The organism is Acidipropionibacterium jensenii, from assembly GCF_005890135.1.
In the GTDB taxonomy this organism is placed as follows: Bacteria; Actinomycetota; Actinomycetes; order Propionibacteriales; family Propionibacteriaceae; genus Acidipropionibacterium; species Acidipropionibacterium jensenii.
In genome coordinates this window covers 2,175,810-2,196,867 of record NZ_CP040635.1, presented here as the reverse complement: position 1 = coordinate 2,196,867, position 21,058 = coordinate 2,175,810, and the positions used below count along the sequence as shown (strand labels likewise).

At 69.3% G+C, this 21,058-nt stretch carries 22 protein-coding genes and 1 pseudogene; 3 read left to right on the top strand and 20 right to left on the bottom strand.

From position 1 onward, the window contains the following. Position 1: 1 nt before the first annotated feature. The 9 genes from ftsY to FEZ32_RS09770 all read right to left on the bottom strand — a co-directional run bounded on the left by ftsY (position 2) and on the right by FEZ32_RS09770 (position 5,937). Positions 2 to 1,195: a signal recognition particle-docking protein FtsY gene (gene ftsY / locus FEZ32_RS09810; RefSeq protein ID WP_138680917.1), complete on the bottom strand. Its 1,194-nt coding sequence runs from the start codon at positions 1,193 to 1,195 to the stop codon at positions 2 to 4. Positions 1,196 to 1,289: 94 nt separating this feature from the next. Beyond that, entirely contained in the window at positions 1,290 to 1,532 is a 243-nt protein-coding gene (locus tag FEZ32_RS09805) for a hypothetical protein (RefSeq protein WP_097798637.1), read from the bottom strand. A gap of 120 nt (positions 1,533 to 1,652) precedes the next feature. After that, positions 1,653 to 2,237, bottom strand: a complete 585-nt coding sequence (locus tag FEZ32_RS09800) for a GtrA family protein (protein WP_138680916.1) — start codon at positions 2,235 to 2,237, stop codon at positions 1,653 to 1,655. Between the two features lie 2 nt (positions 2,238 to 2,239). After that, positions 2,240 to 3,136 (bottom strand): bifunctional DNA-formamidopyrimidine glycosylase/DNA-(apurinic or apyrimidinic site) lyase, encoded by an 897-nt coding sequence (gene mutM / locus FEZ32_RS09795; protein ID WP_138680502.1) that lies wholly within the window; start codon positions 3,134 to 3,136, stop codon positions 2,240 to 2,242. Next, positions 3,129 to 3,899, bottom strand: coding sequence for a ribonuclease III (gene rnc, locus FEZ32_RS09790; protein ID WP_097828140.1), 771 nt, complete (start codon positions 3,897 to 3,899; stop codon positions 3,129 to 3,131). Before rnc ends, mutM begins: the two co-directional genes overlap by 8 nt. After that, entirely contained in the window at positions 3,899 to 4,090 is a 192-nt protein-coding gene (gene rpmF, locus FEZ32_RS09785; RefSeq protein ID WP_028702379.1) for a 50S ribosomal protein L32, read from the bottom strand. The genes rnc and rpmF overlap by 1 nt, the downstream gene beginning before the upstream one ends. Before the next feature lie 103 nt (positions 4,091 to 4,193). Beyond that, positions 4,194 to 4,769, bottom strand: coding sequence for a YceD family protein (locus FEZ32_RS09780; protein ID WP_028702378.1), 576 nt, complete (start codon positions 4,767 to 4,769; stop codon positions 4,194 to 4,196). 140 nt (positions 4,770 to 4,909) lie between these two features. After that, a complete protein-coding gene (coaD, locus tag FEZ32_RS09775; protein ID WP_028702377.1) occupies positions 4,910 to 5,383 on the bottom strand; it encodes a pantetheine-phosphate adenylyltransferase in 474 nt (157 codons plus the stop codon). Next, on the bottom strand, positions 5,380 to 5,937 hold the full coding sequence (locus FEZ32_RS09770) for an RsmD family RNA methyltransferase (protein ID WP_244937982.1): 558 nt from the start codon (positions 5,935 to 5,937) through the stop codon (positions 5,380 to 5,382). The genes coaD and FEZ32_RS09770 overlap by 4 nt, the downstream gene beginning before the upstream one ends. A gap of 176 nt (positions 5,938 to 6,113) precedes the next feature. Here FEZ32_RS09770 and FEZ32_RS09765 point away from each other — a divergent pair, with 176 nt between their 5' ends. Then, positions 6,114 to 6,536 (top strand): pyridoxamine 5'-phosphate oxidase family protein, encoded by a 423-nt coding sequence (locus FEZ32_RS09765; RefSeq protein ID WP_028702375.1) that lies wholly within the window; start codon positions 6,114 to 6,116, stop codon positions 6,534 to 6,536. A 100-nt stretch (positions 6,537 to 6,636) separates the two neighbouring features. On the opposite strand, the gene FEZ32_RS09760 is transcribed toward FEZ32_RS09765, so the two are convergent. From FEZ32_RS09760 to FEZ32_RS09750, 3 genes are all read right to left on the bottom strand, one after another. After that, the gene (locus FEZ32_RS09760) at positions 6,637 to 8,940 is read right to left on the bottom strand and encodes an ATP-dependent DNA helicase RecG (RefSeq protein WP_138680500.1); all 2,304 of its coding nucleotides are present in this window, start codon (positions 8,938 to 8,940) and stop codon (positions 6,637 to 6,639) included. Between the two features lie 46 nt (positions 8,941 to 8,986). Further along, positions 8,987 to 9,172, bottom strand: coding sequence for a 50S ribosomal protein L28 (gene rpmB / locus FEZ32_RS09755; RefSeq protein WP_028702373.1), 186 nt, complete (start codon positions 9,170 to 9,172; stop codon positions 8,987 to 8,989). Positions 9,173 to 9,302: 130 nt separating this feature from the next. Beyond that, the gene (locus FEZ32_RS09750) at positions 9,303 to 10,991 is read right to left on the bottom strand and encodes a ribonuclease J (RefSeq protein ID WP_097798630.1); all 1,689 of its coding nucleotides are present in this window, start codon (positions 10,989 to 10,991) and stop codon (positions 9,303 to 9,305) included. A 155-nt stretch (positions 10,992 to 11,146) separates the two neighbouring features. Between FEZ32_RS09750 and FEZ32_RS09745 the strand changes: the two genes are divergently transcribed. Then, positions 11,147 to 11,698: a GNAT family N-acetyltransferase gene (locus FEZ32_RS09745; protein WP_138680499.1), complete on the top strand. Its 552-nt coding sequence runs from the start codon at positions 11,147 to 11,149 to the stop codon at positions 11,696 to 11,698. 47 nt (positions 11,699 to 11,745) lie between these two features. Here FEZ32_RS09745 and FEZ32_RS09740 read toward each other — a convergent pair whose 3' ends face one another. From FEZ32_RS09740 to FEZ32_RS09720, 7 genes and pseudogenes are all read right to left on the bottom strand, one after another. Next, positions 11,746 to 13,485: a pyruvate dehydrogenase gene (locus FEZ32_RS09740; protein WP_097828142.1), complete on the bottom strand. Its 1,740-nt coding sequence runs from the start codon at positions 13,483 to 13,485 to the stop codon at positions 11,746 to 11,748. 129 nt (positions 13,486 to 13,614) lie between these two features. After that, the gene (locus FEZ32_RS09735) at positions 13,615 to 14,535 is read right to left on the bottom strand and encodes an LmeA family phospholipid-binding protein (protein WP_051238106.1); all 921 of its coding nucleotides are present in this window, start codon (positions 14,533 to 14,535) and stop codon (positions 13,615 to 13,617) included. A gap of 7 nt (positions 14,536 to 14,542) precedes the next feature. Continuing rightward, on the bottom strand, positions 14,543 to 15,283 hold the full coding sequence (gene dapB / locus FEZ32_RS09730; RefSeq protein ID WP_028702369.1) for a 4-hydroxy-tetrahydrodipicolinate reductase: 741 nt from the start codon (positions 15,281 to 15,283) through the stop codon (positions 14,543 to 14,545). Positions 15,284 to 15,404: 121 nt separating this feature from the next. Then, positions 15,405 to 16,043 (bottom strand): LuxR C-terminal-related transcriptional regulator, encoded by a 639-nt coding sequence (locus tag FEZ32_RS09725; RefSeq protein ID WP_138680498.1) that lies wholly within the window; start codon positions 16,041 to 16,043, stop codon positions 15,405 to 15,407. Beyond that, positions 16,034 to 16,468, bottom strand: a complete 435-nt coding sequence (locus FEZ32_RS13965; protein WP_244937843.1) for a sensor histidine kinase — start codon at positions 16,466 to 16,468, stop codon at positions 16,034 to 16,036. Before FEZ32_RS13965 ends, FEZ32_RS09725 begins: the two co-directional genes overlap by 10 nt. Then, positions 16,469 to 16,540, bottom strand: a pseudogene (locus FEZ32_RS14220) (hypothetical protein); the annotation flags it as partial. Beyond that, positions 16,531 to 17,808 carry a hypothetical protein gene (locus tag FEZ32_RS09720; RefSeq protein ID WP_244937842.1) on the bottom strand — a complete coding sequence of 426 codons (1,278 nt, stop codon included), beginning with the start codon at positions 17,806 to 17,808 and terminating at the stop codon, positions 16,531 to 16,533. The gene FEZ32_RS09720 and the pseudogene FEZ32_RS14220, both read right to left, overlap by 10 nt. Positions 17,809 to 17,918: 110 nt before the next feature. Between FEZ32_RS09720 and FEZ32_RS09715 the strand changes: the two genes are divergently transcribed. Beyond that, positions 17,919 to 18,413 carry a hypothetical protein gene (locus FEZ32_RS09715; protein ID WP_138680497.1) on the top strand — a complete coding sequence of 165 codons (495 nt, stop codon included), beginning with the start codon at positions 17,919 to 17,921 and terminating at the stop codon, positions 18,411 to 18,413. A 174-nt stretch (positions 18,414 to 18,587) separates the two neighbouring features. On the opposite strand, the gene FEZ32_RS09710 is transcribed toward FEZ32_RS09715, so the two are convergent. Beyond that, on the bottom strand, positions 18,588 to 20,789 hold the full coding sequence (locus FEZ32_RS09710) for a polyribonucleotide nucleotidyltransferase (RefSeq protein WP_126412802.1): 2,202 nt from the start codon (positions 20,787 to 20,789) through the stop codon (positions 18,588 to 18,590). Positions 20,790 to 21,058: the final 269 nt, after the last annotated feature.

Here is a 21,058-nt window from a genome sequence, read left to right as displayed (position 1 = left end):
CCTACTCCCCCATCAGTCCGGAGACGAACTGCTCGGTGTCGAAGGGGGCCAGGTCGTCGGGTCCCTCGCCGAGCCCGATGAGCTTGACAGGAACGCCCAGCTCGCGCTGCACCTGGACGACGATCCCGCCCTTGGCCGAACCGTCCAGCTTGCTCAGCACGATCCCGGTGACGTCGACCACCTCGGCGAAGATCCTCGCCTGGGTGAGCCCGTTCTGGCCGGTCGTCGCGTCGAGCACCAGAAGCACCTCGGAGACCGGGGCGAGCTTCTCGATGACGCGCTTGACCTTGCCCAGCTCGTCCATCAGCCCGGACTTGGTGTGGAGGCGACCGGCGGTGTCGATGAGGACGACATCGGCGCCCTCATCGATTCCCGCCTGAACGGCCTCGTAGGCCACCGAGGCCGGATCGGCGCCCTCGTCCTTGCGGACGGTGCGCACCCCCACGCGGTCCCCCCAGGTCTCCAGCTGCTCGCTGGCGGCCGCACGGAAGGTGTCGGCCGCACCCAGCAGCACGGAGTGTCCCTCGGCGACCAGGACCCGGGCGAGTTTGCCGCAGGTGGTGGTTTTGCCGGTTCCGTTGACGCCGACCATCAGGACGACGGCCGGCTTGCCCTCGGGATGGTCGAGGTTGAGCCGGCGATCCATCGCCGGGTCGACCAGGCCGACCAGTTCGCGGTGGAGCACAGCGCGGGCCTGGTCGGGATCGGCGACGCCGTCCAGAGCCAGTTCGCCACGAAGCTTCTCGACCAGCTCGGTGGTCGGTCCGACCCCCAGGTCGGAGGTGATGAGGGCGGTCTCGAAGTCGTCCCAGGTGTCTTCATCGATATGGTCCGCGCTCAGTAGCTGGGCGAGTCCGCGGGCCAGAGCGTTGTTGCTGCCGGCCAGTCGCCGGCGCAGCCGGGCCATCCGCGAGGCCGGCGCCTCGGGAGCCTCCAGCTCGACGGGAGCCTCGGCAGCGGGTGCGGTGGGCTGAGACGTGGTGTCCTCGGCAGCCGGGGCCCCGCCGGTCGGTGCGGGGCTGGTCGGCGTCTCGGTGGGCGTCGCCTGCTCCGCCGGCTCACCGGGTCGGGGGGCCTCCACCTCGTGGGGGGCCTTGCCCCCCTTGAGGACCCGGTAGCGGTTGACGAGGGCGACACTCACCCCGACGACGATTGCGAGCACCAGGACGCCGAACAGCGTCCACACGAAGATCATGGAAGATGGCACGGGATGATCCTACCGGCCTGCCCCGGCGTGGCCGGGGCCCGGTGTACGCACGGTCGCACCGTGCGGATCCGAACCTGTCGGGTCAGTGCGTGCGGGGATCGGTCGACTGCGGGCGGCCGGTGCGCACCGGGACCTTCACCAGCTGCAGGATGTCGGCGGCGTGCTCGTCACCGTTGAGGATTCGGCCGGTCCGCGCCGCGACCGCCGTCAGCCCGCTTCCGGTGACCGGTGTGCGCGGCTCCCTCAGCCCGGCCCACACGACCGCGGCGACTCCCGCGGCGACCAGAAGAATGACCACCATCGAGATGATGAATGTGAACGCCACCAGTACTGCCTCTCACTGCCGGTGTGCCGACCCACTGCCCGCACACCGGTTCAAGAGTGCATGTCGCAATGGTCCGACCACAACCAGGACACCCCTTCCCAGACTCAGTTAAGGGGATCCTTAGCTCGTCTTCACATTCGAGGCGGCGCGGCCGGCGCGGGAGCCGGACGACTCCTCCTCGCGGTGGCGGATGGTGCGGAAGGTCCACAGCTTGTTGACCACGAAGTTGATCGGCGTCGTGATGGCGATCGTGATGATCTGCGACCAGTACTCCCTCGAGTGCAGACCCGCCTCCTCGTGGAAGAAGGACGCCGACAGGAAGACCGGCGAGGTGGGGTTGGTGAGGGCGATCTTGATGAACATCCCGACGAAGGCAGCCACCGTCCCGACCGAGAAGAACGGCCAGAACTCGGCCCACCAGCTGCGGCGCCGGTCCCTCTTGAAGGTCCAGGAGCGGTTGAGCTGGAAGTTGGCGATGTTGGAGACGATGAAGGCCACGATCCACACCAGGCTGGTGAACCGGAAGTTCCAGGGAGTGCCGAACAGGTTGAACAGGATCTGCTGGGAGTTCCTGGTGCCTCCGTTGGCCTTGTTCATCACCAGGGCGACCAGCATGTTGACCAGCACCCCGGAGCCGCCGACCAGGCCGAACTTGATGAACTCTGCCAGGTGACGGCGGTGGTCACCGGGAGTTGAACGGGTCATGGTCACCTCGGCGATCCTAGTGGGGCGGGTGGACGCGGAACCCCTCTGGGCCATCGCTGACAGTGCGGGCACAGATGGGAGGAGCGGTTCATGAAGGCCATCCGGGTGATCGGGGTGCCGCATCTACGGCAGGGCTGTCCGGCTCTGCCGTAGACGTCGAGCCTGCGACTGAAGTAGCCCGACTCGCCGTTGACCCGCACGTACAGGGAGTCGAAGGAGGTGCCCCCGGCGACCAGGGCCTCCGCCATCACCTGGCGTGCGGTCTCGTACAGTGCGCCGGCCTCTGCGGCCCGCAGTCGGCCGGTCGGCGTCTCAGGGTGGCGTCGCGCCCGCCAGAGGGTCTCGTCGGCATAGATGTTGCCGATCCCCGAGACCAGGGTCTGGTCGAGCAGGGACCTCTTGAGGGTGCTGCGCCGGGCCCGCAGAAGTGCCCCCGCGCGTCGGGGGTCGAAGCCGTCTGAGAACGGGTCGGGCCCGATGTGGGCGATCTCGGCGGGCAGATCCGCCCCGGCAGGGCTGATCTGCAGGCCTCCGAAGAGCCGTTGATCGAGGAAGCGCAGCTGGGCGCCGTCGTCCAGGTCCGCCATGACGCGGGTGTGACGCTCCAGCGGAGCGCCGGCGTCGTCGACCCGGAACTGACCGCTCATACCCAGATGACACAGCAGGGCATCGTCGACGGTCGACCGATCAGTCCCCCGCAGGGGGAACCAGAGATACTTGCCGCGCCGGCGCGGTTCCAGCAGGGTGCACCCACTCAACGATGCGATGAAGGCCTCGGGGCCGCCCCGCTGACGCCTCACCGCCCGATCGTCGAGCACCGTGACGCCGACCACCTGTCGGCCGGACACCAGGGCGGCCAGACCGCGCCTGATCGTCTCGACCTCGGGAAGTTCAGGCATCCGGTACCGGGATGTGGTGCTCGGCGACCAGCTCGTCGATGGCCAGCCTCGCGGCGCCGAGCTCGGCCTCCTTCTTGTTGTGGCCGACATACCCGCCGCGCTCGCGGCCGCCGACGACGGCCCGAGCGAGGTAGCGGCGGTCGTGGTCGGGCCCCGAGCCCTCGATCCGGTACTGCGGGGAGTCCAGGTGCAGTTCGGCGCACATCTCCTGCAGGGCGGTCTTCCAGTCGGTGCCCGCCCCGGAGCGGACCGCCTCGTCGATGCGCGGATCGAACAGGTGGTGGACCAGTCGCACCCCCTCGGCCAGCCCCGCCGACAGGGTCACCGCGCCCAGCAGGGCCTCGGTGGTGTCGGCGAGCAGGTGCGTCTTGTCGTGTCCGCCGGTGAGTTCCTCGCCCCGTCCGAGCAGCACCCGCGGGCCGATCTGCAGGCTCCGGGCGACACCCCCGAGGGAGACGGTGCTCACCACCGCGGCGCGCAGCTTGGCCATCCGCCCCTCTGCGAAGGCCGGGTAGGCGTTGTAGAGGTACTCGGTGACACCGACCTCCAGGACGGCGTCACCGAGGAACTCGAGTCTCTCGTTGGTCGGTATCCCGCCGTTCTCGAAGGCGTAGGAGCGATGCGTGAGGGCAAGCTGAAGGAGCTGAGGATCGATCTCGATTCCCAGCTCCTCGAGCAGTGTCAGGAAGGGCCAGCTCGCATCCTCTGCGGGACCCCTCCGGCCTGCCTGCGCGCCCTGCTCCTGGTCGGAGCAGTCGGTCATCAGGCCTCGGTGACCTGACGCCGGTCACCGCGCGGACCGTACTCGCCGCACGACGGGCACGCGGTGTGGGGCAGATGCTTCTGTCCACAGGCCGGGTTGGCGCAGGTGACCAGGGTGGGGGCGGACGTCTTCCACTGCGAACGACGGCTCCGGGTGTTGCTGCGGGACATCTTCCGCTTCGGGACTGCCACGATAATCTCCTCATCCTGCGACGCCGCCTCTGCGGTGTCGTCCTTCATGTGTGTGCCGTCTTGATGACCGGTCAGATCCATCGCCCGTCGGGGCCATGAACCGTCAAGCCTGGGACCGGTCCGAGTCGGGATCGGCCAGAACCGCTCCGAGATCCTTCAACCCCGACCATCGGGGATCGATTCTCTCCCCGTGGTCGTGATCCGGGTGCGTGTTGAGGTTGGCCCCGCACTCGGGGCACAATCCCGCGCAGTCCCAGCGACAGAGCGGGCTGAACTTCAGGTTCAGCACCACTGCCTCGCGCAGGACGGGCTCGAGATCGATCTCCTCCTCGTCGCTCACCCGGTTGGCATCCTCCTCGGGCTCATGTCCCGGGTAGTAGTACAGCTCCTGGAGGTCGAAGGAGGACTTCTCCTCAATCGGTTCCAGGCACCGTGAACACTCCCCGGTCAGTGTGACCTCGGCGGTTCCGGTCACGAGAATCCCCTCGATCACCGACTCCAGACGCAGGTCCAGGTCGACGGGAGAGTCCTCGGGAACGCCGATCATGTCCAAGCCGAGGTCCTGAGGTGCCCGGGCGTCGCGCTGGACCTGCATCATCTGACCCGCACGTCGACGCAGGTCGTGAGTCTCGAAGATGAGATCGCGAGAGGCGCCACTGCGGCGATGGTTGGTGTTCATCGCAGCATTCCCTTCAACCGATGGACCATGACGAGGTCATGACCGACCGCTTACTCTACAACGGTTCAATCGCCGGGCAAAACCTCAATCGGCCTCCACCGACCCGGCGACGACGGGCAGGCCCTCGAGGCGTGGGGATCTCAGCCCCCGAACCGCTCCTTCAGCGCGGCGGCCACCGCCGGGGGGACGAAGTCCGAGACGTCGCCGCCGTTGCTGGCCGCCGACCGGATGATCGTGGAGCTGATCGTCCCGAACTCCCGGCCGGCCGGCAGCAGCACCGTCTCGATCCCGCTCATCGCCTTGTTGACGTGGGCCATCTGCAGCTCGTAGTCGAAGTCCCCGCCGAATCGCAGGCCCCGGACGATGGCCTCGGCGCCCTGGGCGGTGCAGAAGTCGACGAGCAGTCCCTCCACGGGGGCGACCTCCACGCCCGGGACGTGGGCGACGGCGTCCCGCACGAAGGCGACCCTCTCGTCCATCGAGAAGATGCCGTTCTTCGCCGAGTTGACCGCGACCCCGACCACCACGACGTCGAAGAGCCTGACAGCGCGGGTGATGATGTCGACGTGTCCACGGGTGATGGGGTCGAAGGATCCCGAGATGACGGCCTTCACGAGTGCTCCCTGGTGGGTTGTGCGAGGTGGACGACGGTCTCACCGTAGCGGTTGGTCCAGCTGTCCAGACCCTCGGGCATCACCGGCGCCCGGCCCCTGGCCGACCTCTCCACCGCGATCAGGCCGTCGGGGGCCAGGAAGGCTCCGACCGCCTCGGCGATCATCGCGTCGAGCTGGTCAGCGTCGGCCGCGTAGGGCGGGTCGAACCAGATGACGTCGAAGGGGTCTGCCTGGAGCCCGCCGGCCAGATACCGTTCGGCGCCGGCGGCCACCGCGGTGAGACGCTCGGCCAAACCGCAGGTCCTCGCGTTGGTCCGGATGAGGGCCGCGGTCCGGGGGTTCTTCTCCACCGCGACCACCCGGTTGGCGCCGCGGCTGGCGGCCTCCAGCCCCACCGCCCCGGATCCGGCGAACAGGTCGAGCACGGACTGGCCCTCCAGCTGGGTGTCGGCGGGCTGGTCGGAGGTGCCGTTCCAGGCCGCCAGGCTCGAGAAGAAGGCCTCGCGGACGCGGTCGGAGGTCGGTCGGGTGGAGTCCCCGTCGGGGGTGCGCAGCCGGCGCCCACCGGCTCGTCCCGCGATGATCCTGGTCACCGGTTCAGGGTATCGAAGTCGCCGCGCGATACCCTCGCGAGCAGATCTCGCCCCCGCGCCCGCCGAGGGTCGGCCGCGCTCGCCCGGTGATCTGCCTGGTGCCTGCGCCAGTCCCACCGGGCTGGTAGAAATAGTCCATGAGCAATGAGGAGAGCCCGATGTCCGTTGTCGAGGAGGACTCCTGCTGGGGTTACCTCGACACCGCCCTGGTCGGCCGGCTGGCCACCAGCATCGATGACCAGCCCCAGATCTTCCCGGTCAACTATGTCGTTGACGGGCTGTCGATTGTCTTCCGCACCGCCCCGGGCAGCAAGCTCGACGAGATCGTCCGCAACAGCGCGGTGGCCTTCGAGGCCGACGGCTGGTCGGAGGACGGCGGGTGGAGTGTGGTGCTGCGTGGACGCGCAGAGCTCATCACCGATCCCGACGAGCTGGCGCTGTGCGAGAAGATGCCGCTGCGGCCGTGGGTGCCCACGGTCAAGAAGAACTGGGTGCGCATCCAGCCCGGCCAGATCAGCGGGCGGACCTTCGCCTTCGGCCCCGAGCCGACCGACAAGTAGTCGGGCAGTATCCGGCCGGCAGCGCATGCTGACGGCGTGATGGACGGGGCTGCGTCCCGGGGCCGCGGAAGGCGGGTGCGGCGGGGGCGCAGCGCTCCCGTCAGCCCTGCTCCATGAGGTCGCCCTCGGCGATCCGCTCGGTCGAGGCGACCAGGTCGCGCAGTCGGGGGTCGTCGGGATCCTTGTCGATCCAGCGCTCCGCAAGGGTGCGGGCGGCGCTGACGATCTCGGCGTGGTCCAGGACCTTGAGCAGCCTCAGCGGGCTGCGGCGTCCGGCCTGGGAGGAGCCCAGGACGTTGCCCTCACGGCGCTGGGCCAGATCCAGCTCGGCCAGCTCGAATCCGTCGCGGGTCGCCGCCACGGCGTCGATCCGGGCGCGGGTGTCGGTTCCGGGTTCGGCGCCGGTGACCAGCAGGCACAGCCCGGGCAGCGTGCCGCGTCCGATTCGACCGCGCAGCTGGTGGAGCTGGGAGACGCCGAACCGGTCGGCGTCCATGATGACCATCATGGTGGCGTTGGGGACGTCGACGCCGACCTCGACCACGGTGGTGGAGACCAGCACCTGGCAGGCTCCCCGGGCGAACCGGTCCATCACCTGCTGTTTGTCGGCAGGGTCCATCCGGGAGTGAAGGGCCTCGACGTGCAGGCCCCTCAGCGGTCCGCCGGACAGTGCCGGGGCGAGCTCCTCGACGGTGGCGGAGGGGGGCCGATGGTCCTCGGCCGGGCCTGCCCCGTCGGGCCTCTCGTCGGGTTCGTGGGCGTCGATGCGCGGGCAGACGACGAACACCTGGTGCCCCTTCTCGACCTCCTCGCGGGCCCGCTGCCAGGCCCGGTCCAGCCAGCCGCGGTGCTGCTGCACGTCGACCACGGTGGTCTGGACGTCGGCCCGTCCGGCGGGCAGCTCGCGCAGGCTGGAGACCTCCAGGTCGCCGAAGACCGTCATCGCCACGGTGCGGGGAATGGGGGTGGCGGTGAGCACCAGTTCATGGGGGTGACGCCGGGAGGAGGAGGTCAGCACTCCGCGCTGCTCCACCCCGAAGCGGTGCTGCTCGTCGACGACCACCAGCCCCAGATCGGCGTACTCGACGGTGCCGGTGAGCAGGGCGTGGGTCCCGATGACGATTCCGGCCGACCCATCGGCGATCCGGGACAGCGCATCGCGGCGCTGGGCGGCGTTCATCGAGCCGGTGAGCAGGGCGACGCCGGTGGCGTTCTCGGGTGCCCCCAGCACCCGACCGGCCCCGAGATCTCCCAGCAGCCCGGTGATCGTGGCGTGGTGCTGCTGGGCGAGCACCTCGGTGGGTGCCAGCAGGACGGCCTGGTGGCCGGCGTCGACGACCTGGAGCATCGCCCGCAGCGCGACGAGGGTCTTGCCCGATCCGACCTCCCCCTGGAGCAGCCGCTGCATCGGGGCGGTGCCGGCCAGCTCACCGGAGATCCGCTGTCCGACCTCCTGCTGACCGGCGGTGAGGGTGAAGGGCATCACGGCGTCGAAGGCCGCCAGGATCCCGTCGGGTCGCGGCGGGCAGGCCGGGGCCTCCCGGCCGGCGGCCGTCCGGCGTCTGGAGGCCATCGTCGCCTGGGTGGCGATGGCCTCCTCCCAGATGAGGCGTTCGGCGGCCTGCTCGGCGCTGTTCAGGTCGTGGGGGTGATGGACCTCCTCGAAGGCGTCCCAGATCCGGGGCAGGTCGGCCTCCTCGCGCAGCCAGTCGGGCAGGGTGTCCTGCTGCCGGCCCACCTGGGCCAGCACCAGGGTCGCGCACTCGGCGATCGTCCAGGTGGGCAGTTTCGCGGTGGCCGGGTAGAGGCCGACCAGGCCGTGGCGCATCACCTGGGTGGCCATCGTCTTCTTGTCGGCCTTGCCGACGATCCGGCCGTTCGCGTCGAACATCACGAAGTCGGGATGGGTGATCTGGGGCCGGTCCCGGAAGGTGCCGACCTTGCCCACGAAGATCCCGTGGGTGCTGGCGGTGAACTGCTTCTGCCAGTACTTGACCAGCCAGTCCTTGCCGAAGAAGGTGATCGGCAGGGTGGCCCTGCCGTCGGTCAGGCCGACCTCCAGCCGCTGGCGGTGGCCGGGGCCGGCGATGTCGTGCACCTCCACGGATGCCACATCGGCGACCAGGGCGACCTCGGAGCCGGGCACCAGCTGCGACAGATCGGTGGTCTCGGTGCCGGTGAGGTACCGCCTGGGCACGTGGGAGAGCAGTTCGCCGACCGTGGAGATGTGCAGGGCGGTGAAGGCCTTGGCGGTCCTGGTGCCCAGCACCTCCGCCAGCGGGCGGTGCAGTTCCTGCTGGGCTCCGGTCAACCACGGTGAGACGACGTCATCCACTCTGGCGAGGCTACCGGAGTGCACCGACAGGTCTGTGCACCGGAACGCAGAAGGGCCGACCCTCCGCATGGAGGGTCGGCCCTTTCCTGGCCTGCGGGCAGACGCCCGCGCGGTCTCAGCGCTCGACGCGCCCGGCCTTGAGGCAGGACGTGCACACGTTCATCCGCTTGTGGGTGCCGTTCACGACGGCACGAACGCGCTGGATATTGGGATTCCACCGCCGGTTGGTCCGCTTCTTCGACCAGGGGACGTTGTGTCCGAAACCGGGGCGCTTGGCACAGATGTCACACACAGCAGCCACTGGGAGTTCTCCTGTTCAACAGCCGGCGCCATGCGCGCCGACACACTCGTAATTCTGCAAGGGGGTTCCAGGCAGGAACCTGTTCAGACTACATGCCCTGATCCGACGACTCCAAATCGCCGGCCAGCAGTCAGACCGCGATGACGACCGGAACGATCATCGGACGGCGACGGTAGGTCTTGGAGACCCATCGGCCGATGGTGCGACGCACCACCTGCTGGAGACGGTGGGGGTCATCGACGCCGTCGTTCATCGCCTTCTCGAGCTCGCTGACGATCTGCTTGCGGATCTTGTCGTAGGACTCCTCGCCCTCGGCGAATCCGCGGGCCTGGATGGCGGGTCCCGAGATGACCGAGGACTCGCGGGTGTTGACCCCGGCGACCACCGAGATGAACCCCTCCTCGCCGAGCAGCTTGCGGTCGGTGAGGGAGTCCTCGGTGACCTCGCCGACACCGGCGCCGTCGACGAAGATGTAGGAGGCGTCGACCTTGCCGACCAGGTGCGGGACGCCGTCGTCCAGATCGACCACCCCGCCGTCCTCGGTGACGATGACGTTCTCCTCGGCCACCCCGGTGGACCTGGCCAGGGCGGCGTTGGCGATCAGGTGACGGATCTCGCCGTGGATCGGCATCACGGCGCGGGGCCGGACGATGTTGTAGGCGAACAGCAACTCGCCGGCGGCGGCGTGACCCGAGACGTGGACCAGGGCGTTGCCCTTGTGGACCACCACGGCGCCCAGCCGGGTGAGGCCGTTGATGACCCGGTAGACGGCGTTCTCGTTGCCGGGGATCAGCGAGGAGGCCAGCAGGACGGTGTCCCCCTCGCCGACCGAGATGTCACGGTGCTCGCGGTTGGCGATCCGGGCCAGCGCCGACAGCGGCTCCCCCTGGGAACCGGTGGAGACGATGACCACCTGGGAGTCGGAGTACTTGTCCAGCTCGCGCAGTTCGATGAGCGTGTTGCCGGGCACGTGGAGGTAGCCAAGATCGCGGGCCACCGACATGTTGCGGATCATCGACCGACCGACGAAACACACCTTGCGGTGATGCTTGACGGCCATGTTGAGGACCTGCTGGACACGGTGCACGTGGGAGGAGAAGCAGGCCACGATGAGCTTCTTCTGGGCCTTCTCGAAGACCCTCTCGATGGCCGGCTCGATCTCGGTCTCGGACTTGATGAAGCCCGGCACCTCGGCATTGGTGGAGTCGACCATGAACAGGTCGACGCCCTCCTCGCCGAGCCGGCCGAACCCGCGCAGGTCGGTGATCCGGTGGTCCAGGGGGAGCTGGTCCATCTTGAAGTCACCGGTGTTGAGCACGGTGCCGGCGTCGGTGCGCACGCACACCGCCAGGGCGTCGGGGATCGAGTGGTTGACGGCCAGGAACTCCAGGTCGAACTGCTCGCCGATCTCGGCGGTGTCCCCCTCGCGCACCACGTGGAGCTGGTAGCCCTTGATGCGGTGCTCCTTGAGCTTGGCCTCCAGCAGGGCCAGGGTCAGCCGGGAGCCGTACACCGGGATGTCGGGCCGACGCTTGAGCAGGTAGGGCACCGCGCCGATGTGGTCCTCGTGACCATGGGTCAGCGCGAGGGCCTGGATCATGTCCAGCTTGTCGTCGAGGTAGTCGAGGCCCGGGAGCAGGAGATCGACGCCAGGCTGGTCGTCCTCGGGAAAGAGCACTCCACAGTCGATGAGGAGCATCTCGCCGTTGATCTCGTAGCAGGACATGTTGCGTCCCACATCTCCCAGACCGCCGAGCGGGATGACCCGCAGCACGTCAGGTTTGAGGGCAGGGGGGTTCTTCAGTCCATTCTTCGCCACAACGACCAGCCTATCTGTTGACGCCGGTAGATGCAGTTCCGCCGCTCCCGGGACGGGTCGGCACCGCGGGAACCAGCCCCGGCACGGGCTGCTTCGGGCGAACCTCCGCGCAGCCCCTCGGATCGTCCGGCGGCGTCTCCACATAGGGTGTGAGCATGTCCGGGACCACCGCAGGAACCCCTTCCGTCAGGCTCGCCCTGCCCGCCGAGGCCGGCGCCATCGCCGCTCTGCAGCGCCGGGTCTGGCAGGCCGACCCGGATCTGCACGGGCTGCTGGAGTCGATGAGCGTCGAGGAGATGACGCAGACCTGGTGGCGCGCGATCGCCACTCCACCGCTCGCCGAGCTGAGGGTCCTGGTCGCCCTGGATCCCGGGGAGGAGGGGCCCCGGGTGCGCGCCTTCGCCACCATCGGCCCCAGCGAGGACCAGGACGCCGAGCCCACCGATGCGCTGGTCGCCGAGTTCGTCGTCGATCTGGACCATCGGGGCCGGGGGCACGGGTCGCGACTGCTCAATGCCGTCGTCGACACCCTGCGGGCCGACCGGTTCACCCGGGCCACCTGGTGGTTGCGCACCACCGACGACACCCTGCGCGCCTTCCTCAGCGCAGCCGGCTGGCAGGCCGACGGCGCCCACCGCCAGACCGGCACCGAGGACGGCACGGTGCAGATCAGGGAGGTCCGCCTGCACACCTGGATCGGTGAGTAGCAGATCTCCCTGATCTGAGTACCGCCCCCGGAGCGGCTGTCGTCGGTTCAGCGACGTGGGATGTTGCGCATGTTCGAGGTGGCCATCGACATGATCTCGCCGGCTCCGCGGTTGAGCACCACCTTGCTCATGGCGGTTGCGAAACCGATGAGCATCTCACCCTTGATCTCGGGGGGAAGGGACAGCGCGTTCGGGTCGGTGAGGAACTCCACCAGGGCCGGACCGTCGGCGTCCAGGGCGTCGGTCAGGGCCCGCCGGACATCCTTGGGGTCGTCGACCCGCTCGGCGTGGAATCCCATCGCGGCGGCCACCCCGGCGTAGTTGACGTCGTGGACATCGGTGCCGAAGTCGGGCAGACCGTTGACCAGCTGCTCGAGCTTGACCATGCCCAGGGTGGAGTTGTTGAACACGATGACCTTGATCGGCAGGTTGTGCATCCGCGCGGTCACCAGCTCACCGAGGAGCATCGACAGTCCGCCGTCGCCGGAGACCGAGATGACCTGGCGGCCGGGATGGGAGGCCTGGGCCCCCAGGGCCATCGGCAGGGCGTCGGCCATCGAGCCGTGCAGGAAGGAGCCGATCAGCCGGCGGGTGCCCAGCGGGTCGATGTAGCGGGCGGTCCACACATTGCACATGCCGGTGTCGGCGGTGAAGATGGCGTCCTTGGCCGCAACCTCGTTGAGGGTGTGGGCGACGAACTCCGGGTGGATCGGCTTGAGGTGCTCGACATTGCGGGTGTACGAGCCGACCGGTGCCTTCATGATCTTGGCGTGACGCTTGATCGTGGCCTTGAGGAACTTGTCGTCGTGCTGCTTCACCAGCGGGGTGAGGGCCTCGGCGAGGGCCTTGACATCGGCCTGGACCGGGAAGGAGACGTCGGTGCGGCGTCCCAGCTTCTCCGCGTGGGTGTCCACCTGGACGGTGAGGGTGTCGGGCAGGAACTGGTTGTACGGGAAGTCGGTGCCCAGCAGCAGCAGGACGTCGGCGTCGTTCATCCCCTCGGCGGCCGCGCCGTAGCCCAGCAGGCCGGTCATGCCGACATCGAAGGGGTTGTCGTACTGGATGAAGTCCTTGCCGCGCAGGCTGTGGCCGATCGGGGCCTGGAGCTTGTCGGCCAGCGCGATGACCTCGTCGTGGGCTCCCTCGACGCCGGCGCCGGCGAAGATCGCCACCTTGCGGGAGTCGTTGAGCAGGGTGACCAGCTGCTTGACGTCCTCGGGGTTGGGGGCGAGCACCGGGCGACGGCTCGGCACGTAGACCGGGGTGGGGGCGGTGGCCTTCTGGTCGGAGATGTCACCGGGCAGGGTGATCACCGAGACGCTCTGCATGGCCACCGCGTGGCGGATCGCCGAGTTCACGACCCGGGGCGCCTGATCGGGGCTGGAGACCATCTCGCAGTAGGAGGAGCACTCCACGAAGAGACGGTCGGGGTGGGTCTCCTGGAAGTAGCTGGAGCCGATCTGGACGCTGGGGATGTGCGAGGCCAGGGCCAGCACCGGCGCCTGGGAGCGGTAGGCGTCGTAGAGGCCGTTGATGAGGTGGAGGTTGCCCGGCCCGCAGGATCCGGCGCAGACGGCCAGTTCACCGGTCAACTGGGCCTCGGCGGCGGCGGCGAAGGCGGCGGCCTCCTCGTGGCGCACGTGCACCCAGTCGATCCCGCCCTTGGCGGACCCGCCGGACTTGCGCACGGCGTCGACGATCGGGTTGAGGGAGTCCCCCACGATCCCGTAGATGCGCCGCACCCCCGCGTCCACTAGTTGCTGGACGAGTTGCTCGGCGACATTCATGGGTGACCTCCGGATCGGGGACAAAGAGAACAAAGACAGTGGTCAGGCTGCCTGACCATGGGTACCCTAACTCCGCACCGGAGGAGGGTCTTCGCGACTTCGCGATGGGCTGACATCGGGACCGACGGATCAGCTCGCGAGCAGATCCTTCAACTCGACCTGGCTGCCGGCCATCGAGACCTTCGCCCCCCGGGAGTCCACGGTCAGGGACTGGTACCTCATCGAGCCCAGATCGGGCAGCACCATCTTCTTCGAGATGGACGACATCGCCGGGCCCAGCAGCGAGGCGGGAATGGTGATCCCGTCCACGCTGGCCTTGGGATCGCTGAAGGTGACGGTGCGATCGGCGGGGTTGATGCCCGGGACCGCCGAGACCTGGACGTCGACCTGCGCCCCGAGGACGTCGACCTTCCGCACCACCTGGACCCGCGAGTTCCCGGCCGAGGTGATGGTGGCGCCGCTGAGTTGGGAGAGCTGCGCCCAGTCGAGGCGTGCACTGGCCTCGGCCTGGTCGATGATGCCCCGGTCGAGATGGCGGGCGTTGCGGACTCCGCTGGCGTGAACCGCCACATCGCGGAAGGTCACCCTGCGGTCCTGCCGGGTGACGGTGGCGACGGGGATCGACAGGTCCACCGAGGACAGCCGGTCGGTGGCCAGCACCGCGAGGAAGGGCCAGCCGCCGATGGTGACGTCGACGTCCTCCTGGCGGGTGTCGAGCTGGGTGGCGATCTGCTGGGCGACATGCTGCTCGGTGCGCTGCCGGGCGACGGCGTCGGCCAGCACGGCGGCCACGATCAGCAGGACGACCAGCAGCACGGTGGCCAGTCTGCGGATCACCCTGCGTGCTCCCCCGCCCGATCCCGAGGCGCCGGCCGGGTCCCTGCGTCCCCGGGACCGGGTGGGGACGCCGTCGGGATCGACGAGGGTCCGCGGGTCGGTGGGGTCAAGCGGGTCGGGCGAGCCGAGCGGGTCCGGGAGGACCCGGGTCGGCTCGTCCATCCCGGGCCGGCGGTACGGATCGGCACCGGGACCCTCGGGCTGACTGGTCATCGGGTCCTCACTGGAGCCCGAGGAGACCCTCGATGCCCACGGTCAGACCGGGCCGCGAACCGATCGACCGCACCCCGGCGAGCACCCCGGCCATGAAGGAGGCCCGGTCGAAGGAGTCGTGCTTGATGGTGAGGGTCTCACCCAGGGAGCCGAGCATCACCTGCTGATGGGCGACCAGGCCGGGCAGTCGGACGCTGTGGACATGGATGCCGTCGACGGTGGCCCCGCGGGCGCCGGCCATCTCCTGGGTGGTGGCGTCCGGCACGGCGGGCAGACCCGCCGCACTGCGCGCAGCGGCGATCTTCTCCGCGGTGGCGACGGCGGTTCCGGAAGGGGCATCGGCCTTGTGTGCGTGGTGCAGCTCGATGATCTCGACCGACTCGAAGAAGCGGGCGGCCTGCTCGGCGAAGTGCATCATGAGCACCGCGCCGATGCCGAAGTTCGGGGCCACCAGGCAGCCGGTGGTGGGGTGGTCGGCCAGCTGGGCGCGCAGCGCGTCGTACTTCTCGGCGGTGAACCCGGAGGTGCCGACCACGGTGTCGATGTCGTGGTCGATGGCCCAGGCCAGGTTGTCCATCACGGCGTCCGGTTGGGTGAAGTCGACGATGACGTCGGCGCCCTCGAGGGCGGAGCGGTCCTGGCCGGGGCCGATCCCGCCGACCAGTTCGAGGTCCTCGGCGGCCTCGACCACCCGGCACACCTCACTGCCCATCCGACCCTTCGCGCCGAACACACCGACCTTGATCATCCTTCGTCCTTCCGTGGGGGCAACTCGGCTCCCACCCTACAGACGACACGGTGGATCGAGAGACTCCCTCGCCCGGCCCGGCTCGCCACCGGCGCGGCCCGCCTGCAAGGAGTCCCCGGGATCAGCCGGCGAGCCAGTCGAGAGCCGCCAGGACGCGCTGGTTGTCGTGGGCGGCGGACTCGATGCCGAGCTTGGCGAAGATGGAGCGCAGGTGGGCGTCGACGGTGCGCCGGGAGATCACCAGGGCGTCGGCGATCCCGGCGTTGCTGCGGCCCGAGGCCACCAGCCGCAGCACCTGCGCCTCGCGATCGGTGAGTCGGCCGACCCGTCCTCGACCGCGACTGAGGTAGTCGTCGACGACCGTCTGGTCGAAGACCGTGCCACCGGCGGCGACCGTCTCGAGCTGGTCGAGGAAGACCTCGGTGTCGAGCACCCGGTCCTTGAGGAGGTAGCCGAAGGACCGCGGGGCCCCATCCCTCATCTGGTCCACCAGCTCCTGGTCGACGACCTGGGAGAGCATCATCACCGCCAGCTGCGGCCAGGCCCGCCGCAGGGTGCTCACGGCTCGCACCCCCTCGTGGGTGTAGCTCGGCGGCATCCGGATGTCGGCCATCACCAGGTCGGGACGGTTCAGGTTGACCTGGCTGATGAGCGCCCGGGCGTCACCGACCTGGGCGAACACCAGGTGGCCGGCACTCTCCAGCAGCCGTGCGAGTCCGTCCCGCAGCAGCACCTGGTCCTCGGCAATGACTACCCGCATGGCAGGCTCGCCTCCACCACCGTGCCGCGCGGTCGCGCCTCGCGGACCACCAGCAGGCCGCCGAAGGCCGCCACCCGCTCGGTGATGCCGCGCAGTCCGGTTCCCAGCCGGAGATCCGCCCCGCCCACCCCTTCGTCGGTGACGATGACGGTCAGGACACTGCCGGTCTCCTCGACGGCGATCTCGATGTGGTCGGCGCCGGCGTGCTTCACCGCATTGGCGATCGCCTCGCTGGCGACGAAGAAGGCGGTCTCCTCAACCTCCGCGGAGTGTCTGCGCTCGGGCAGCCGGGTCTGGGTGACGACGTCGAGGGGCCGGACGAGGTGCGCCAGGGCCGCCCCCAGCCCATCGGTCACCAGCACCGGGGGCGCACCGCCCTCGGCCAGGGCGCGCACCTGGCTGACGGCGTCCCTCAGCCCCACCACGGTCTCCTCGACGAGCAGCCGGGCGCCGGGCGCCTCCAGACCCCGGCCCGACAGTTGGAGGTTCAGCGCGATGCCGAGAAGGTGGGCCTGGACACCGTCGTGCAGGTCGCGGCTGATCCTGCTGCGCTCCGCGGCGGCCGCCCGGTCCGCCCGGGCCGCCTCCTGCTCGACAACGCCTCCATCACGGCCGGGTCCAGCAGACTGCCCCAGTCGCCCACCCGGGCGATCCGACCCGACAGCTCCGGCCGCGAACAGATCACCAGTGCGTCCCCGCCGGCCCTGCCGAGGGGCACGGCGTCGGCGGGCGGGGAGATCGGGTTGCCGTCCGCGTCGACCCAGGTGTCGTCGGCGCGCACCGCCAGGCTCAGCGACGGGTCCCCGGTCACCTTGCGCAGCACCTGTTGGAGGGCCATCCGGCGGTGGCCGGAGACCTCCCCCAGGCCGGCCAGCTCCGTCTCGATCTCCGCCCTGGGGTCGATCAGCCGCCCGGCCCAGTGGTGGAGGCGCACCGACACCAGGCCGACCGCCCCGGTGAGGAGCACCCCGACCAGCATGGCGACCGGGGCCCTCACGAACGCCGATGCCACCAGCACCCCGCCGGCTGCGAGGATGAGGGTGACGACGGCCAGCACCCCGGCGAGCATCCACAGGATCGCCGACCGGCGCATCAGCCAGGTCGGTCGCTGCCGGGTGGCCCCCCAGGTGAGGCCGGCGATGGCGACGGCGCAGCCGGTCAGACCGAGCATCAGCACCGGCACCACCGAGGCCATCCCGCACACGATGGCCCGCCGTCTCATGTCGGCGGCGGTGTTCCTGACCAGCGGCCAGGTCGCCGCGATCGGCAGCACGAATCCGGACATCCGGACGACAGAGGCCAGCACGATCAGGACCCGGACACCGGTGATGTCGACGACCGTGGTCACCGCGGTCACCAGGAGAATCGCCGCGATCCAGCCCCGGTGACTCCTGGCGGTGACCACGGAGACGGCCAGCACCGGAGTCACACTGACCATGGTCAGTGGGATCAGGTGGCCCGCGAATGCGGCGCCCGCCACCAGCGGACCGCCCCGTGAGGCGGCCGACATCGCCAGCAGGCAGGGGTAGCCCAGCAGGGTCAGGCCGAGGATCGCCATGGTGGCACGCAGCCCGGCCGAGCTCTGGCCCCCGGCCAGCAGCAGAATTCCCGCTCCCGACAGGGCCATCACCGCCAGGACCGGAACGGGAAGGACGAACCCCAGGTCGCTGTCGGCTGGCCAGGGCAGCGCGATCGCCCAGATGGCGGCGGGAGTCACCACCGCCGCGACGCACCAGATGGCAGTCCGCCATGACCTGTTCGACATGCTCAATGGTCTCCCGAGCGGGGTCGAGAGGAAATAGGTCAGATCGCCGATGTGTGACGCCCGGGCCCGATCGTAGGGTCGAGCCACCTCAAGCCCACGGAGGAGGAGCCATGACATCCCTGTCAGCACCCCGGACGGTGGCACCCACCGGCACTGCCACCTCCGGAACCGGTCCGAGAACGGCCGCGCTGGCCGCCGTCCTCATCGTCTCTGCCGCTCTGCCCTTCATCTTCCTGCCCATGGAGCAGAGTTGGGGCCACCTGGCCTTCCACCTGGTGGGAGCCCCCGTCTGCGTCGTAGCCATCATCCTGCTGGCCGGGATCCGGCGCATCTCCACATCGAAGGCGGTTCGCGTCCTCACCTGGATCCCCACGGTGACCTTCGCCGGATGGTGCATCGGCCATCTGGGCGAGATGGCGGTGGTCCTCAGCCACGGCGGCGCGCACGCCGACGAGCACGTCTTCGAGCACCCGGTCCACTCCTTCTTCGCCACCACCGCGATCCCGTCGTGGCTCGGGTCCGTGGTCACCACCCTGGTGCTGCTCGTCACCATCGGGATCCTCGCCCTGGTCCGGGCGCGGGTCCGGGCGTGGGCCCGGCGCTGACCGTCGATCCGTGAGGTCCTGGGAGGGGCACGCAGCGGCCCCCGGGTCCGGAAGATCTTCCGGACCCGGGGGCCGCTGTGAACTGTGCTCGGGGAGGTCCTCCCCGGTGCGCTCAGTGCTGAGGGACGACGTCCCCGGTGCACTCAGTGCTGAGGGACGACGTCCCCCAGTGAGTCAGTCCTCGTCATCCTTGTCGTCGGAGGCCAGGATCAGGGACAGCTTGCCGCGGTCGTCGATCTCGGCGATCTCGACCTGGATTGTCTGTCCCACGCTGAGGACGTCCTCGACCGCCTCGACGCGCTTGCCGTCGTTGAGGTCGCGCATCTTGGAGATGTGCAGCAGTCCGTCCTTGCCGGGCAGCAGGGAGACGAAGGCGCCGAAGCTCGTGGTCTTCACCACGGTGCCCAGGAACCGCTCCCCCACCTCGGGCATCTGCGGGTTGGCGATGGCATTGACCAGGTCGCGGGCGGCCTCGGCAGATGCGCCGTCGGCGGCACCGATGAAGATCGTGCCGTCGTCCTGCACCGAGATGTTGGCCCCGGTGTCCTCCTGCATCTGGTTGATCATCTTGCCCTTCGGCCCGATGACCTCGCCGATCTTGTCGACCGGAATGTGCACGGTGAGGATGCGCGGCGCGGTCGGAGCCATCTCGTCGGGCTCGTCGATGGCGTCGTTCATCACCTCGAGGATCGCGGTGCGAGCCTCCTTGGCCTGGGTCAGCGCGGCAGCCAGCACATCGGCGGGGATGCCGTCGAGCTTGGTGTCGAGCTGCAGGGCGGTGACGAACTCGCTGGTGCCGGCGACCTTGAAGTCCATGTCGCCCAGGGCGTCCTCGGCTCCCAGGATGTCGGTGAGGGCCAGGTACTTGGTCGAGCCGTCGTCATTGGGCTCGCTCATCAGGCCCATGGCGATGCCTGCCACCGAGGCGCGCAGCGGCACACCGGCGTTGAGCAGGGCCATCGTCGAGGCGCACACCGAACCCATCGAGGTGGACCCGTTCGAGCCGATCGCCTCGGAGACCTGGCGGATGGCGTAGGGGAACTCGTCACGATCCGGCAGCACCGGGATGAGGGCGCGCTCGGCAAGGTTGCCGTGGCCGACCTCGCGGCGCTTCGGGGAGCCGACCCGGCCGGTCTCACCGGTGGAGTAGGGCGGCATGTTGTAGTTGTGCATGTAGCGCCGGGTCTTGTCCGGGGACAAGGTGTCCAGCTTCTGCTCCATGTCGAGCATGTTGAGGGTGGTGACTCCCAGGATCTGGGTCTCACCGCGCTGGAACAGGGCCGAGCCGTGCACCCGGGGGATGATGCCGACCTCGGCCGACAGGGTCCGGATGTCGCGGGGACCGCGACCGTCGATGCGGACTCCCTCGTCGAGCACGCGCTTGCGCACGATCTTCTTCATCATGGCCTTGAAGGCGCCGGACACCTCGGCCTCACGGCCGGGGAACTGGGCGGCCAGGTCGGCCTTGATGCGGCTCTTGAGGTCGGACTCGGCGTCCTGACGCTCCAGCTTCGCGGCGATCTGCTCGATCCGCGAGAGCTCGTCGTGGCCCTTGGCCTCGACGGCGTCGTAGACGTCCTGCTCGTAGTCCTTGAAGACCGGGAAGTCGTACGTCTCCTTGGGCAGCTTGGCGGCCAGCGCCACCTGGGCGTCGCACAGCACCTTGATGAAGGGCTTGGCGGCCTCCAGACCGGTGGCGACGACCTCCTCGGTGGGGGCGGTGCGTCCGGAGCGGACCAGGTTCCAGGTGGCGGGGGTCGACTCGGCCTCCACCATCATGATGGCGACGTCGCCGTCGGCCAGCACGCGGCCGGCGACCACCATGTCGAAGGTCGACTCCTTGCGCTGCTCGACGTCGGGGAAGCACACCCACTGGTCGTCGATGAGGGCCATCCGGACTCCGCCGATGGGCCCGGAGAAGGGCAGCCCGGCGAGCTGGGTGGACATCGAGGCCGCGTTGATGGCGACGACGTCGTAGTAGACGGACGGGTTGAGGGCCAGCACGGTCACCACGACCTGGACCTCGTTGCGCAGACCCTTGACGAAGGTCGGACGCAGCGGGCGGTCGATCAGCCGGCAGGCCAGGATGGCGTTCTCCGAGGGGCGGCCCTCGCGGCGGAAGAAGGAGCCGGGGATCCGCCCGGCGGCGTACATGCGCTCCTCGACATCGACCGTCAGCGGGAAGAAGTCGATGGAGTCGCGGGGGGTCTTGGCGGCGGTTGTGGTGGACAGCAGCATGGTGTCGCCGTCCAGATAGACGGCCGACGAGCCGTCCGCCTGCTGGGCCAGCAGGCCCGCCTCGAACCGGACGACATGCTTGCCGAACGATCCGTTGTCGATGACTGCCTCGGTGAATTCGAGACCGGGTCCCTCCATATGGGGATTCCTTTCATGTGAGGCCGCCGCCTCCGAGGACGCTCTTCTGCGCCTCCGGCACTCGCGCCGGTCTTCGATCGAAGCCATCGGGGGAGTTCTCACCCGCTGGCCACTACCGAGGACCGAGACGTGCACTCCGGACCAGGCGGCGGTCTGCTTCTCTAGATATTCGCAATAGTTGCCCTTCGATCCTATGTCAGGGCACCTTGTTTTCCCGAAATCTCGCTGTGAGCAGGGATGACCCGGCAATTCCCCGGGGTTGGGACCGG

What these genes read in the sequence shown, in the direction of transcription:
- ftsY (WP_138680917.1), bottom strand. Translation starts at nt 1,195, where the DNA reads ATGATCTTCGTGTGGACGCTGTTCGGCGTCCTGGTGCTCGCAATCGTC.
- FEZ32_RS09800 (WP_138680916.1), bottom strand. Translation starts at nt 2,237, where the DNA reads ATGACCCGTTCAACTCCCGGTGACCACCGCCGTCACCTGGCAGAGTTC.
- mutM (WP_138680502.1), bottom strand. Translation starts at nt 3,136, where the DNA reads ATGCCTGAACTTCCCGAGGTCGAGACGATCAGGCGCGGTCTGGCCGCC.
- rnc (WP_097828140.1), bottom strand. Translation starts at nt 3,899, where the DNA reads ATGACCGACTGCTCCGACCAGGAGCAGGGCGCGCAGGCAGGCCGGAGG.
- FEZ32_RS09780 (WP_028702378.1), bottom strand. Translation starts at nt 4,769, where the DNA reads ATGAACACCAACCATCGCCGCAGTGGCGCCTCTCGCGATCTCATCTTC.
- FEZ32_RS09765 (WP_028702375.1), top strand. Translation starts at nt 6,114, where the DNA reads ATGAGCAATGAGGAGAGCCCGATGTCCGTTGTCGAGGAGGACTCCTGC.
- FEZ32_RS09760 (WP_138680500.1), bottom strand. Translation starts at nt 8,940, where the DNA reads ATGCGGAGGGTCGGCCCTTCTGCGTTCCGGTGCACAGACCTGTCGGTG.
- FEZ32_RS09745 (WP_138680499.1), top strand. Translation starts at nt 11,147, where the DNA reads ATGTCCGGGACCACCGCAGGAACCCCTTCCGTCAGGCTCGCCCTGCCC.
- FEZ32_RS09740 (WP_097828142.1), bottom strand. Translation starts at nt 13,485, where the DNA reads ATGAATGTCGCCGAGCAACTCGTCCAGCAACTAGTGGACGCGGGGGTG.
- FEZ32_RS09735 (WP_051238106.1), bottom strand. Translation starts at nt 14,535, where the DNA reads ATGACCAGTCAGCCCGAGGGTCCCGGTGCCGATCCGTACCGCCGGCCC.
- dapB (WP_028702369.1), bottom strand. Translation starts at nt 15,283, where the DNA reads ATGATCAAGGTCGGTGTGTTCGGCGCGAAGGGTCGGATGGGCAGTGAG.
- FEZ32_RS09725 (WP_138680498.1), bottom strand. Translation starts at nt 16,043, where the DNA reads ATGCGGGTAGTCATTGCCGAGGACCAGGTGCTGCTGCGGGACGGACTC.
- FEZ32_RS09720 (WP_244937842.1), bottom strand. Translation starts at nt 17,808, where the DNA reads ATGTCGAACAGGTCATGGCGGACTGCCATCTGGTGCGTCGCGGCGGTG.
- FEZ32_RS09715 (WP_138680497.1), top strand. Translation starts at nt 17,919, where the DNA reads ATGACATCCCTGTCAGCACCCCGGACGGTGGCACCCACCGGCACTGCC.
- FEZ32_RS09710 (WP_126412802.1), bottom strand. Translation starts at nt 20,789, where the DNA reads ATGGAGGGACCCGGTCTCGAATTCACCGAGGCAGTCATCGACAACGGA.